Source organism: Hyphococcus sp. (genome assembly GCF_965267305.1).
Classification (GTDB): domain Bacteria; phylum Pseudomonadota; class Alphaproteobacteria; order Caulobacterales; family Parvularculaceae; genus Hyphococcus.
The window spans coordinates 3,456,144-3,470,238 of sequence record NZ_OZ253945.1; the positions used below are offsets into that span (position 1 = coordinate 3,456,144).

10 protein-coding genes are annotated in these 14,095 nt (G+C 61.7%); 9 read left to right on the forward strand and 1 reads right to left on the reverse strand.

All coding sequences use genetic code 11. The annotated features are described in order from the left end of the window. Window positions 1-3: 3 nt before the first annotated feature. The 8 genes from ftsA to ACQY5P_RS16760 all read left to right on the forward strand — a co-directional run bounded on the left by ftsA (window position 4) and on the right by ACQY5P_RS16760 (window position 11,841). Window positions 4-1,302 (forward strand): cell division protein FtsA, encoded by a 1,299-nt coding sequence (gene ftsA / locus ACQY5P_RS16725; RefSeq protein WP_428408008.1) that lies wholly within the window; start codon window positions 4-6, stop codon window positions 1,300-1,302. A gap of 236 nt (window positions 1,303-1,538) precedes the next feature. Next, window positions 1,539-3,104: a cell division protein FtsZ gene (gene ftsZ, locus ACQY5P_RS16730; RefSeq protein WP_428408009.1), complete on the forward strand. Its 1,566-nt coding sequence runs from the start codon at window positions 1,539-1,541 to the stop codon at window positions 3,102-3,104. Window positions 3,105-3,348: 244 nt separating this feature from the next. Beyond that, a complete protein-coding gene (gene lpxC, locus ACQY5P_RS16735) occupies window positions 3,349-4,230 on the forward strand; it encodes a UDP-3-O-acyl-N-acetylglucosamine deacetylase (RefSeq protein ID WP_428408010.1) in 882 nt (293 codons plus the stop codon). 142 nt (window positions 4,231-4,372) lie between these two features. Beyond that, window positions 4,373-5,323 (forward strand): outer membrane protein assembly factor BamD, encoded by a 951-nt coding sequence (locus ACQY5P_RS16740; protein ID WP_428410683.1) that lies wholly within the window; start codon window positions 4,373-4,375, stop codon window positions 5,321-5,323. An 85-nt stretch (window positions 5,324-5,408) separates the two neighbouring features. After that, window positions 5,409-7,130 (forward strand): DNA repair protein RecN, encoded by a 1,722-nt coding sequence (gene recN, locus ACQY5P_RS16745; protein WP_428408011.1) that lies wholly within the window; start codon window positions 5,409-5,411, stop codon window positions 7,128-7,130. Between the two features lie 19 nt (window positions 7,131-7,149). Then, the gene (gene ligA / locus ACQY5P_RS16750) at window positions 7,150-9,342 is read left to right on the forward strand and encodes an NAD-dependent DNA ligase LigA (protein WP_428408012.1); all 2,193 of its coding nucleotides are present in this window, start codon (window positions 7,150-7,152) and stop codon (window positions 9,340-9,342) included. Between the two features lie 238 nt (window positions 9,343-9,580). Continuing rightward, on the forward strand, window positions 9,581-10,141 hold the full coding sequence (locus ACQY5P_RS16755) for a LemA family protein (RefSeq protein WP_428408013.1): 561 nt from the start codon (window positions 9,581-9,583) through the stop codon (window positions 10,139-10,141). Next, a complete protein-coding gene (locus tag ACQY5P_RS16760) occupies window positions 10,138-11,841 on the forward strand; it encodes a DUF2207 domain-containing protein (protein WP_428408014.1) in 1,704 nt (567 codons plus the stop codon). Before ACQY5P_RS16755 ends, ACQY5P_RS16760 begins: the two co-directional genes overlap by 4 nt. A gap of 2 nt (window positions 11,842-11,843) precedes the next feature. Here the strand turns inward: ACQY5P_RS16760 and ACQY5P_RS16765 are convergent, their stop codons facing one another. Next, the gene (locus ACQY5P_RS16765) at window positions 11,844-12,491 is read right to left on the reverse strand and encodes a hypothetical protein (RefSeq protein ID WP_428408015.1); all 648 of its coding nucleotides are present in this window, start codon (window positions 12,489-12,491) and stop codon (window positions 11,844-11,846) included. Between the two features lie 370 nt (window positions 12,492-12,861). Between ACQY5P_RS16765 and ACQY5P_RS16770 the strand changes: the two genes are divergently transcribed. Further along, on the forward strand, window positions 12,862-14,094 hold the full coding sequence (locus ACQY5P_RS16770) for a 3-methyl-2-oxobutanoate dehydrogenase (2-methylpropanoyl-transferring) subunit alpha (protein WP_428408016.1): 1,233 nt from the start codon (window positions 12,862-12,864) through the stop codon (window positions 14,092-14,094). Window position 14,095 lies beyond the last annotated feature (1 nt).

Here is a 14,095-nt window from a genome sequence, read left to right on the forward strand (position 1 = left end):
ACCATGACACGGCGTACCAAGCAGGGCGCGACGCCAAAACCGAAGACCAGAAAACGCCGCAAGGATGAAACGCTCGCCGCCGCGCTTGATATCGGCGCGTCGAAAGTCTCGTGCTTTATCGCCCGCATCAATGAAGAAGACGACCATGGCCTCATGGCGGAGATCGTCGGCGTCGGCTGTTACGGCGCGCCGGACCGCACGCGCGGCGCTGCCGCTGTCGAAGCCGTTGAAACGGCGGTGCGCGGCGCGGTCGAGGCCGCCGAGCGCATGGCGGGCGAGAATATCGGCCGTCTCATCGTTGCGGTTCCGGGCAAACATTTGCGCGCCCGGCGCATCGGCGTCGATCTCGAAATCGCCGGCGGCGTCGTCGCGCAGGAAGACGTCGATGACAGCCTCGCCGAAGGCATGAAAATCGCGACGCCGCCCGATTGCGCGCCGCTCCACGCTATTGCCGCGGGCTTCAAACTCGACGGCGAGGACGGGCTCGGCGATCCTATCGGCATGGCGGGCAGCACGCTATCGACGCAGATGTTCGCGGTGGGCGCGCGCAAAAGCTATCTCGACAATCTCGCGGATCTGATTGAGCGCTGCGATCTCAAAGTCGAGGAATTCGCCGCCGCGCCCTATGCCGCCGCAGAGGCGGTGCTGCTTGAAGACGAAAAAGAACTCGGCGTCGTGATGATCGACATCGGCGCCGCGTCGACGGATTTCGCCGTCTATGACAATGGCGCGCTCGTCGAATGCGGCGGCGTGCCGGTCGGGGCGGGGCACATCACCCGCGACATCGCGCAGATTTTTGGCGCCTCGCTCGCCCATGCGGAACGCGTGAAAACGCTTTACGGATCGGCGCTCATGGGCCCAGGCGACGAACATCGCTTTGTCGACTTTCCGCAGCTCGGCGTGCAGGGAGAAACCGCACGAGCCTCGCGCGCCGATCTCTGCGAGGTCATCCTGCCGCGGCTTGAAGAAATTTTCGAACTCGTCGCCGGTGAGCTTCCCGATGACGGCATGCGCCGTTCCGGGCTGCGCCGCATCGTGTTGACCGGCGGCGGCTCGCTGCTCGTCGGCGCGCGCGAAGTCGCAGAACGCGCCCTGATGATGAAAACCCGTCTCGGCCGTCCCGCCGCGATCGCCGGTTCTCCGGAAGCGGTCTCGGCGCCAGGCTTCGCCGTCTGCGCCGGCCTCGTTCAGCATTACGCTAACTCAGGCGCTGAACGCGAAACGGGTTCCGCGCTTTTGCAAGGGCCGAAAAAGTCGTCCGTATTCGGCGGCGTTGAAAACTGGCTGAGAGCGAAATTCTAAAAACCGGCTGACGTCTCGCAACCGGCAATGGGATTATAAAAAAAGTAATTCCTTTTGTCCGTTCGCTCTTGCCTCGCATCGCGAACAAGATTCTGAAATTGAGCTTCGAATTACTGAATCGTTAAGGCCCTGTTAACCATTTGGAAAGGGTTCTGAACGATTCTTTAACGACGGATTAACCAAGGGGGAAAGGGCGCCCCGACAGCCCGCTACTTTGCGCATTATCGGAGAACTCCATGCCACTTAATCTCAGCGTGCCGGAACTGACAGAATTGAAACCCCGCATTACGGTGATCGGCGTCGGCGGGGCGGGCGGCAACGCCGTCAACAACATGATCGAAAGCCAGCTTGAGGGCGTGGAGTTCGTCGTCGCCAACACGGATGCGCAAGCCGTGGGCCTGTCTAAGGCGCAAAAAAAGATTCAGCTCGGCGTGAAGACGACCCAAGGCCTCGGGGCTGGGTCCATTCCCGATATCGGGCGTGCGGCGGCCGAAGAGTCTCTCGATGAAATTCTCGAACATGTGGGCGCCTGCCACATGCTGTTCGTCACCGCGGGCATGGGCGGCGGCACAGGAACGGGCGCGGCGCCGGTGATCGCCAAGGCGGCGAAGGAGCGCGATATTCTGACGGTGGGCGTCGTCACGAAGCCGTTTCACTTCGAAGGCGCGCGCCGCATGCGGCTCGCCAATTCCGGCATCGAGGAACTGCAGAAGCACGTCGACACGCTGCTCATCATTCCGAACCAGAATCTCTTCTCCATCGCCAATGAGCGCACGACCTTCCACGAAGCTTTCGCCATGGCCGATCAGGTGCTGCATTCGGGCGTCCGCGGGATCACCGATTTAATGGTGATGCCGGGCCTCATTAATCTCGACTTTGCGGATGTGCGCACCGTGATGAGCGAGATGGGCAAGGCGATGATGGGGACGGGCGAGGCCGAAGGCGAAAAACGCGCCATTCAGGCCGCCGAGGCTGCGATCTCGAATCCGCTGCTCGACGAAGTCTCCATGAAAGGCGCCAAAGGCGTCCTCATCAACATCACTGGGTCCATGGACATGACCCTGTTCGAGGTCGACGAGGCGGCGAACCGCATTCGCGCCGAGGTCGACCCCGACGCCAACATCATTGTCGGCTCAACCTTCAATCAGGACCTCGAAGGCAAGGTCCGGGTTTCTGTCGTCGCCACCGGCATCGACATCGAGGAGCGTGATCAGTCGCGTCCGCAGATCAAGATCAATACGGGCGCGGTCTCAAAACCCTGGCGCGAGCCCACCCCGGTCGACCGTCCGGCGGCGGCGCCTTCCGTCAGCGTTTCCTCCGCCCCGTCCATGTCGGTTCCGGTTTCGCGTCCGGCGCCTCAGCCGGCGGCCCGTCCGGCCTCGGCCCCAATGGCGAGCGCCGCGTCTGCGGCGGCCCCGGCGGTCAATCCGGTGGGCGATGTGCATGAGCGTATTCGCAAGATGCTGACTGAAGGCCAGCCGGCGCCCGAAATGCGCCCGCAGGGCCAGAGCGAGCCCGTGCGCCCGGCGCGTCCCATGCGCCCGGCAGCCCAGCCGAAACAGCCGCCGATCAACCCGTTCCGCAGCGCCCAGGCGCTCGGCAAGCATTCCCTCGAAGCCGCCGTCGATATGTTTAAATCCCTTGGCGGGACTGAAGACCGCCGGGACATCGCCCCGCCGCGGGCGCCGGAAACGCCGAAACCGGCCGCAAGAGGCCAGGGTCCGAGAGGCGACCTTTTTGACGAACAGGAGGATGCGGATCTCGAAATTCCGTCCTTCCTGCGGAAAAAGAAGACAGGCTGAACCTTAAAGGTTCGCTTTAGAATGTTGATCTAAAACAAAAATCGCGCTCCAGCAGAAATGCCGTGAGCGCGGTTTGCGTATCCGGGTCCGCCGCCCTTGTAGCAATTGGAAATAAACATTCATCATGGCTGCTATTCGCATTCGCAAGAAATGGGTATTGTCCTGGTTACTGGCGCGCCGCCCGGTGAGGGGTTCGAAGGGCGGTGTGGGGCCTTTAGTATCGCGCCTGATGAGTGAGCAAGACATGCGTAATGCCGCCTTCCAGCGGACGCTCAAGACTGTGGTGGAATTTGCGGGGGTGGGATTGCATTCCGGCGAAGCCTGCCGGGTTGTTCTTCATCCGGCGGGTACGGACGAAGGGATACGATTTGTCCGCGCTGACTTGCCTTCGCCCGACAACGTCATCGCCGCCATTCCTGAAAATGTCGCCTGCGCCAATCACGGCACCACCCTGACCAATGAAGCCGGGGCGAGCGTCGCTACGGTGGAGCATTTGATGGCCGCCCTGGCGCTGACCGGCGTCGACAATGTCACCGCGACGGTGACCGGGCCCGAGCTCCCCATTCTAGACGGCAGCGCCGCACCCTTCGTGAGCGCAATCGCAGAAGCCGGTCTTCAAAAACTCGCCGGGCGCCGCGAGCCGATTGTCATCGCCGATCCGGAACGCATCAGCGACCGGGGACGCTCCATCACTGTAGAGCCATTCGCGGGCCGGATTGTGGAGGTCGACATCGATTTCGGCGACTGCCTGATCGGGCGCCAGTCATTGACGCTTGATCTCGATGATTCTTCAGTGATTGCACGGCTGGCGAGCGCGCGCACTTTTTGCAGGTTGAATGAGGTGGAGGCGCTGAGGGCTGCGGGGCTAATTCGCGGCGGGGCGCTCTCCAACGGCATCGTGGTGGACGGCGACCGGCTGCTCAATGAGGAGCCGTTGCGCGACGCTTGCGAGTTTGCGCTGCATAAGGCGCTCGATCTGATCGGCGATCTCTATCTTTTGGGCCGGCCGCTGGTCGGCCGCATCAAGGCGGTCAAGCCCGGGCATGATCTCAATACCCGCGCCGCGCTTTACCTCAAGGAAGCGCAAGAGGCTGTCGGCCAGCCGGCCCGGGCCGCCACGGCCTGAAATCACCGAAAGCCGGACGGCGCCCCGTTTGACACGACCCCTTGCGGCCAACTACATAATGTCGCCCGTTAACACTTCGCCGGCGGCCGGCTTTTGAGCCCGTCCCGGACCCCGTAGATGGAAGGCGCCGTCCCTCGTGAAAATGCGTTTTGCGTTCATCGCCAAACTTCTCCTCATTCTCGCCGCCTCGTTCGCCGTTGTGGCCTGCGGCTCCTCCGGCAAAAAGAAACAGCGCTTCGCCTATGTGGAGCGGCCGGTGGAGATTCTTTACGACCTTGCCGTCAAGGATCTCGAGCGCAAGCGCTATGATCGCGCCATCGCCTATTTCGAGGAAGTTGAACGCCAGCATCCTTATTCCGCCTGGGCGCGCCGCTCGATGCTGATGAAGGCCTTCGCTTATTATCAGGGCAATGACTACGAAGAAGCGATTACGGCGCTCGACCAGTTCATTGCGCTTCACCCCGGCAACAAGGATGCGCCTTACGCTTATTATCTGAAAGCGATGTGCCACTATGAGCGTATTCGCGATGTGGGCCGCGATCAGGAATTCACCAACAATGCGGTTGAGGCGCTGACCGATGTCGTGCGACGTTATCCGGATACGGAATATGCGCGCGATGCGCGGTTGAAGCTCGATCTGACGAATGACCATCTCGCCGGCAAGGAGATGTATATCGGCCGCTTCTACCTGAAGCAGAACAAGCACATCGCCGCCATCAACCGCTTCAAGAAAGTCATCACCGATTATCAGACCACAAGCCATGTGCCTGAAGCGCTGCACCGGCTGACGGAAGCCTATCTTGAGCTCGGCATCATCGACGAGGCGCGCGCCGCCGCCGCCGTTCTCGGTTACAACTATCCCGGCAGCCGCTGGTATCAGGACAGCTATGAGCTGTTCGACAAACGGCATATTCTTGCTGAAGGCTCCAAACCCGAGCGCCGTAAACCGGAAAAGCTGAAAGAGGCCGCCCCTTCGGTGGAAGACATCGACCCAGGCCAGCTGCGCGCCATCGAACCGCCGAGCCCGTCGGAGCTTGAGGCGCTCGGGCCGTCGAACAATCTGCCCGTCGGCGCCACCGGCCGGGACAACTAGCTGCTTTAACCGGCCTTCGAACTGCGATAGATCATGAGGGGACGCGCGCGCACAAGGCGGGCGCTCCATTCATGTTTGTCCCGCAATGCTCACCGCGCTTCATATTCAGGATTTCGTGCTGATCGACCAGGCGCGTCTCGCGCTCGGTCCCGGCATGACTGCGCTTACGGGCGAGACCGGCGCGGGCAAATCGATCCTGCTCGACGCGCTGGGGCTCGCCGTCGGCGGGCGCGCCGAACGGGGCGCCGTTCGGCAGGGCGCGAAACAGGGCGTTGTTTCCGTTATCTTCGAGCCGCAGGCGAACCATCCCGTCTGGAACGTGCTCGAGGAAAACGGTCTCGATACGGGCGAGGATCAGGTGATCCTGCGCCGGGTGCAGACGGCGGACGGGCGCGGGCGCGGCTTCGTCAACGACCAGCCTGTATCCATCGCCATGCTGCGCGCCGTCGGCGAAACGCTCATCGAGATTCACGGACAACACGACGGGCGCGGGTTCCTGACCGCATCGGCGCATCGCGGCATGCTCGACGAATTCGGCGGGTTGCAGAAGAAGGCTGCGCAAGTCGGCGATCTCTGGTGGCGCTGGCGCGACGCCGTCGAGGCCCTCGACGAAAAGAAACGCGAACGCGACGCCAATCTGCGCGAGGCGGATTATCTCCGTCACGTCGTCGACCGGCTCGGCAAGCTCGACCCGCAACCCGATGAAGAAGCGTCCCTTGCGGAGCGCCGCGCGGAGCTGATGTCGTCCGACAAGATCGCGGAGGATCTGAACGCCGCCATGACCGCGCTATCGGAAGGCGCGTTCGATGCAAAGCTTGCGTCGGCCCTGCGGCGGATTGAACGCGCGGCGGGCCAGCTTGAAAATAAAGACAATCCATTGTCCGCCGCGGCGGCCCGCCTCGATGCGGCGCTCAATGAAGCGGCGGAGGCGCGAAGCGCCCTCGAAGCGGCCATCGACCGCTTTGGCGCCGATCCGGACGAACTCGACAGAACCGAAGAGCGTCTCTTCGCGCTGCGCGCCGAGGCAAGGAAACACGGCGTGACGCCCGACGCCCTGGCGGCGTTTCTGCAAAAGGCGCGCGCTGCGCTCGAAGAGCTGGAGCTCGGCGAGGCGGCATTCGAGGCGCTCGAAGCCGACGTGAAGAAAACGCGCGACGCCTATGACAAGGCCGCGTCGGCGCTCTCGAAAGAGAGAAAAGCGGCGGCGAAAAAACTCGACGCCGCCGTGGCCGGTGAACTCGCGCCGCTGAAACTCGGCAAGGCGGCGTTTTCGACGCATATCGAAACCGACGAAAGCCACGCAACATCCGAAGGCTATGACGTCGTCGAATTTATGGTGGCGACCAATCCCGGCGCGCCGGCGGGACCCTTGAAAACCATCGCTTCGGGCGGCGAGCTGTCGCGTTTCGTGCTGGCGATGAAAGCCGCGCTCGCCGCAAAGGAAAACCGCACGGTCATTATCTTCGATGAAGTTGACGCCGGCGTCGGCGGCGCCGTCGCCGATGCGGTGGGCGAACGGCTTTCGCGACTCGCCGCAGACGCACAAGTGCTGGTGGTGACGCATAGCCCGCAGGTCGCTGCCCGCGCCGGCGCGCACTGGCGCATTGAAAAGACGCAGACCAAATCGTCAACGCTGACGAAAGTGACGCCGCTCGATCCCGAAACGCGCATCGAGGAAATTGCGCGCATGCTGTCCGGCGCCGAAGTGACCGATGAAGCGCGCGCCGCCGCGAAACGCTTGCTCGGCGCGCCCTTTACCTCAAAACCAGTTGCGGTCAAAAAGACGCCGGCGCGCAAACGCGCTTAACCCCCGAACCGGGCAGATCATGGCGGCGAAAAAGAAATCAGACGGCTTCTCATCCATCCCCGTGGCGAAGCTGACGCAGGAGCAAGCGGCGGCGGAGCTCGCCCGGCTTGCGCAGGCGATCGGCCGCGCCGATGAGGCTTATTACGAGCATGACAAGCCGGAGATCACGGACGCGGAATATGACGCGTTGCGCCGGCGCAATCTGCTTATCGAAAAGCGTTTTCCGAAACTGAAACGCGAAGACTCGCCCTCCGACAAGGTGGGCGCGAAGCCGTCGACGAAGTTCGAGAAATCGAAACACGCCGTTCCCATGCTGTCCCTCGACAACGCATTCACGGACGAAGACGTCTCTGATTTCGACAAGCGCATACGCCGGTTTCTGGGGCTCGGCGAGGACGCAGCGCTCGCCTTCACCGCCGAGCCGAAGATCGACGGGCTGTCCCTCAATCTTCGTTACGAGGAGGGCGCGTTGAAAGTTGCGGCGACGCGCGGTGACGGCGAAACCGGCGAGAATGTCACCGGCAATGTGCTCACTATCGGCGACATCCCGACGGCGCTGCAGAACGCGCCAGACATTCTCGACGTACGCGGCGAAGTTTACATGAACCTCGAAGAGTTCGAGGCGCTGAACGAGCGCCTAGAAAAAGAAGCGGAGGAGGAGGGCAAGGCGCATGAACCCTTCGCCAATCCGCGCAACGCCGCGGCGGGGTCCCTGCGCCAGCTCGATGCGGCGATCACCGCGTCGCGGCCGTTGCACTTCTTCGCCTATAGCTGGGGCGAGACAAGCGAGCCGCTCGCCAAGACTCAATGGGACGTGCTGCAGCGTTTCAAGAAGCTGGGTTTCAGCATCAACCCGCTCGCCAAGCGCTGCGAAAGCGTTGAGGAGATGCTGGCGCATTACCGCAAGATCGAGGCGGAACGCGCGTCGCTGGGCTACGATATTGACGGCGTCGTCTATAAGGTCGACCGACTCGACTATCAGGAACGGCTGGGGTTTGTCAGCCGCGCGCCGCGCTGGGCCGTCGCCCATAAGTTTCCTGCTGAAAAAGCGACGACGATTCTTGAAAAAATCGACATTCAGGTGGGGCGCACCGGCAAGCTGACGCCGGTGGCGCGTTTGAAACCCGTCACGGTCGGCGGCGTCGTTGTCTCCAACGCGACCCTGCACAACGCCGATTACATCGAAGAAAAAGACATCCGCGAAGGAGACACCATCGTCATCCAGCGCGCCGGCGATGTCATCCCGCAGGTGCTGGAGGTTATCGAGAAGAAGCGCCCGAAAGACTCGAAACCCTATAAGTTCCCGTCGCGCTGCCCCGTCTGCGGCTCTCACGCGGTCAATGAGGAGAACCCGACGACCGGCAAGGCCGATGTGGACCGCCGCTGCACCGGCGGACTCATTTGCGACGCGCAGGTTGAGGCGCGGCTGAAGCACTTCGTTTCGCGCCAAACCTTCGACATCGAAGGTCTTGGCGAGAAACAGATCGCGGCCTTTCATGAAGAAGGCATCGTCAAGGAACCGGCGGACATTTTCACGCTTCGCAAGCGGCAGGAAGCGGGCGAGATCGACCTTTACCGCTACGATCTCGATGAGGCAGGCGAACGGAAACGGGACAAAAGCGGCAAGGAAAAACCGCCGACCAATCTCAAGTCCATTCAAAACCTCTTCGACGCCATTGACGAGCGCCGCTCGATTTCGCTGGCGCGGTTCATCAATGCGCTCGGCATCCGCCATGTGGGCGAGACCAATGCGCGGCTCTTCGCGACCCATTACGGCGATTTCAAATCCTTTTACGATGCGGCTGTGAAGGCGCGCGACGAAGAGAGCGAGGCCTATCAGGACATGCTGACCATTGAAGGGGTCGGCGCGCTGGTCGCTCGCGGCGTCATCGATTTCTTCGGCGAGAAACACAATCGCGACGCGGTCGACCGGCTTCTGAAGGAAGTGACGCCGGAAAAGGCGGAGGCGGTGAAGTCTTCAAGCGCCGTCGCCGGCAAGACGGTCGTTTTCACCGGCACGCTCGAAACCATGACCCGCGACGAGGCGAAAGCGAGCGCGCAGAGTCTCGGCGCGAAAGTCTCCGGCTCGGTCTCGGCGAAAACCGATTATGTGGTCGCGGGGCCCGGCGCCGGATCGAAGCTGAAAAAAGCCGAAGAGCTGGGCGTCAAAGTGCTGACCGAAGCCGAATGGGCGAAGCTCGCCAAGGGCTGAAACTGAAAAAAGATCAAGGTTGCCAGTCTTCATCCTTGGTTCTGTATGAGTTAAGAGTACCCCCTCCCGAAAGTGCTGGCGCACTTTCGACCTCCCCTCAAGGGGGAGGTGGATGTAGACGCTGCCGCGAACTCACCTCCCCCTTGGGGGGAGGTCAAAACTGCGAAGCAGTTTTGGGTGGGGGGCTAGCTTTACGCGTTCCCGGAGGTGCGCGTGAAATGATGCGGGAGAGTTACTTTTGAATGCAAGTCTTGTTGTCATCGGACTGATCGTCCTGGCGGGCGTTGCGCTCGCGGTTCTTTACAATCTCCTCGTCCGGCGCCGCCAGATGACCAATAATGGCTGGGCCGATATCGACGTGCAGCTAAAGCGCCGCGCCGATCTCATCCCGCAGCTGGTCGCAACAGTGCAGGGCTACGCCGCCCATGAGAGGCAATTGTTCGAAGACGTCATTGCAAAACGCAACGCCGCGCTTGCGGCGGGCGACGATCCGGCGGCGCGCGGCGAAGCGGAAAGCGCGCTGTCGCGGCCCGTGCGCCGCATGATCGCCGTGGCGGAAGACTACCCGCAACTGAAAGCCAGCGGCAATTTTCTGGAGCTTCAGAAGGAGCTCGCCGACACCGAGGACAAGATCGAAATGGCGCGGCGGTTTTATAATGGCGCCGTGCGCGAACTGAACACGCTAGTGGAAAGCTTCCCTGTGAACGTCGTCGCGGGGCCCTTCGGTTTTGCAAAGCGTGATTACTTCGAAATCGAAACCGCCGACCGCGCCGTTCCTTCTGTGAGCCTCGGCGCATGAAGCTGCGCTTTCCTCTTATTGCGCTGCTGGCGCTGTTTTGGCCGATCCTTGCTGTTGCGGCGGAGCAGATCACCGATTTTGACGTCGAGATCGACGTTCACGAAAGCGGCGACATCACCATTACGGAAAATATCGATGTCGTCGTGGAAGGCCGCCAGATCAGCCGCGGCATCTTCCGCGATCTGCCGCGCTATTACGAGAATAGCGGCGCGAAACTTCCCTATGATTACGACGTGCTTCGCATCGAGCGCGATGGCCAGCTCGAGCCTTACGCTATCGAACGCGACGGCAACGCCTTCCGCATCCGCATCGGCGACGCGGACATATTTCTCGACCATGGCGCGCATGAATATGAAATCGAATACGCCGTCAAAAACCAGGTGCGTTATTTCGACGGCTATGACGAGTTCTACTGGAACGTAACCGGCAATTTCTGGCCCTTTCCAATTCTGAGTGCAAGCGCAAGCGTGCGCCTTCCCGGCGGCGCGGGCGCGATCCGGACCGCCGCCTATACGGGCGGGCTCGGCCGCGACGAACGCAATTACGATTACGCCTATCAAAATGGCGCGCATGTTTTCACGACAACGGCGCCGCTTTCGCCGCGCGAAGGCCTGACCGTCGCGATCGGGTTTGAAAAAGGGATTGTCGATCCGCCTTCCGCCGCCGATCTTCGCGCCGAGTGGTGGGCGCGCAATGCGTCAATCCTGATTTTGGGCGGCGCGGTCGCGCTCTTGTCGCTGTTCTACGCCTGGGCTTTTATCCGCGCCGGTCGCGATCCCGCGAAGGGGCCGGTCTTCCCGCGTTACGAGCCGCCGGAGGGATATTCGCCCGCCGCGGCTCATCGCATTTATCATCGCGCGCTGTCGGGCCACAGCGCGCTGATCGCCACGATCCTCAATCTCGCCATCAAAGGCGCGATCAAGATCGATGCGGAAAGCAAGAAGAAAACGCATCTGGTCCGCCTTGACGGCGAGACTGCGGCGCTGTTTCCGGCGGAGCGTAATTTTGTGAACGGTCTCTTCGCCGGGCGAACGGATGTGACGCTTGGCGGCGGCTATGATTCCGGGTTCACCGCGACCTATCAGGCGTTTCAAAAGGAGCTCGGCAAGCGTTTCGGCCGGGATTATTTCCGCTGGAACGCGGGCTATCTCATTCTCGGCGCTATCCTTTCCATTCTCGCCGTGATCTTCGCCGCAAATCTTTCCGTTGCATGGACCTTTTCCCATACCAGCGCGGTCGCCTTGCTTGGCGCGATGTTCTGCGCCTTCGCCTATTTCATTCCGGCGCCGACATTGCGCGGCCAGCAAATCCGCACCGAAATCGAAGGCTTTCGCCTTTATCTCAAGACCGCGGAGAAATTACAGCTCAACGCCGTTACGCCCGGCAGCGGCGCGCCGCCGCCCATGAGCGTCGAACGCTATGAGAAATTTCTTCCTTACGCCGTCGCGCTCGGCGTTGAGGAGCCATGGACGCGGCATTTCGAAAAGCTCATTCCGGAAGAGGCGCACAACTATCATCCGCGCTGGGCGAATATGCACGGACGCAGCTACGGCTCCCTCCATGGACTAAACAGCGCGCTTGTTTCCGGAATGGCCTCCGGGGTTTCAAGCGCGCTGCCGCAAAGCTCGTCTTCCTCGGGTTCGGGCGGCGGCGGCTTTTCCGGCGGCGGCGGGGGCGGAGGAGGCGGCGGAGGCTGGTAGGATCAGCACGACGCCTTGCCCGCTTCGGCTGCGTATTTCGTTTGTCCAAACTTCCAGCTGCCTTGCAACATGGTGGCGAGCGCCACGCTCTGCGCGCTCCCGTCTGAATCGTAAAAAGCGAGCAGCGGCCCGTTGGCGCTGTCCTCGATCACCCAGCGGCCGGCGCTTTGCGCCGTTCCGGCGACGCCGCCCCACGATTGGCTACCATATTCGCCGCCCACATTCACCGCGCCTTCGGAGCTGCGATAAAAGACATTGCCCGGGCACACATGGACGTATCCTGACGATCCGCCGGTAGCGCCGGAAAAGATGCTCGGCGAATAGACCCAGAAAACCCTGACGCCCGTGACGCCGTTGACATAGGCTTGCGCATAAGGATTGTTCGCGATCCCGCGCGGCTCGGCGCCGCTCCAGCCGCGGGGCGCGCCGCCATCAAGATTGGCGACCGGCGCCGCGCCGGAGGGTCCGTAATTGCCGTAAGCGTCAATGAAATACGCGCCGGGTCCGATGCCATAATGGGCCATCAGCTTTTGCATTTCCGGCGCGACCGGCTCGCCGTTCACGGTGTAGGCGCCGCCATCAGCGCCGGCATTTGCGGCGAAAAGCGAAAACCATGCGCCGGCCAAGAGCGAAAGGCGACGATAGTTCATAATCTTTTCTCCTCATGTGTTTAGTTTTTAAGCTTCAGGGGTCTAACGGCTGTCCGCATTAAAAAGGAAAACCGCGGCGAGGCTGTGACCAGGATCACACGGAATGTTCAGGCGCTTCCCACATGGCCATTTTAGTGCGTCTCGGGCAATAGAAATAGCAAGATCGTCTGCGCTGCGCGGCTGTCGCAGCGGGCTTGGCTCTTTTTCCTCAAGGTTCGGCGCCGCCATTGCGCCGTGCGCGTTGGGCGGGGTAAACCGCCCTGAAAACAACTAGTAAAACAAGCCGTTAAGATTGGCGTAAACGAACCGTCCATGGGCGTTGCGTATGCTGGGCGGGAGGAAACCGGAGACTTTGATGGCGAAGAACGGGATGAGCGACAGCAAGCCGCTGTCTTTATATGTGCCGGAGCCGGAGTTTCGTCCCGGCGACAAACCCGACTTTTCCAATGTCCCGATCCCTCAGGCCGGCGCCGCGCCGAAGCCGCCGGTGGATGTGAACGCGGGCGACATCCGCGACCTCGCCTATACGATCATCCGCGTCATGAATCGCGAAGGCGAACCGGTCGGTCCGTGGGCGGACATGCTGACCGACGATCAGGTGAAAGAAGGTCTTGAGGACATGATGCGGGTGCGCGCCTTTGATGCGCGCATGACCATGGCCCAGCGTCAGGGCAAAACGAGCTTTTACATGCAATGTCTCGGCGAGGAGGCGATCGCCTGCGCTTTCTCGAAAGTGCTGAAACAAGGCGACATGAACTTCCCGACCTATCGCCAGCAGGGCCTTCTTCTGTCGACGGACTATCCCATGGTCGACATGATCAACCAGATTTATTCGAACGCCGCCGACCCGCTTCAGGGACGGCAATTGCCGATCATGTATTCCTCGAAGGAACACGGCTTCTTCACCATCTCCGGGAATTTGGCGACGCAATTCATTCAGGGCGTCGGCTGGGCCATGGCGTCCGCCATCAAGGGCGACACCAAGATCGCAACCGCCTGGATCGGCGAGGGTTCGACAGCGGAAAACGACTTCCATGCGGGGCTCGTCTTCGCGTCCACCTATCGCGCGCCGGTGGTGTTGAACATCGTCAACAACCAGTGGGCGATCTCGACCTTTCAGGGCATCGCCCGCGGCGGCGCGGCGACCTTTGCCTCACGCGGCCTCGGTTTCGGCATTCCTTCCTTGCGCGTCGACGGCAACGACTATCTCGCCGTTTACGCCGTCGCCAAATGGGCCGCCGACCGCGCGCGCATGGGGCTGGGGCCCACGCTCATCGAACATGTCACCTACCGCATGGGCGCGCATTCGACGTCGGACGATCCTTCCGCCTACAGAGCGAAAGAGGAATCGACCTCCTGGCCGCTGGGCGATCCGGTGGAGCGCCTTAAGGACTATCTCATCAAGCGCGGCGTCTGGTCAGATGCGCAGCATCACCAGATGAAAGAGATGCTGGAGGCGCAAGTCGCCGAAGCGCAAAAACAGGCGGAGAAAAACGGCACGCTCCATGACGGGCCGCATTCCTCGCCCGCGACTATGTTCGACGATGTGTTCAAGGAAATGCCGCTGCACCTTCGCCGGCAAAGACAAGAGGCGGGGTTTTAAT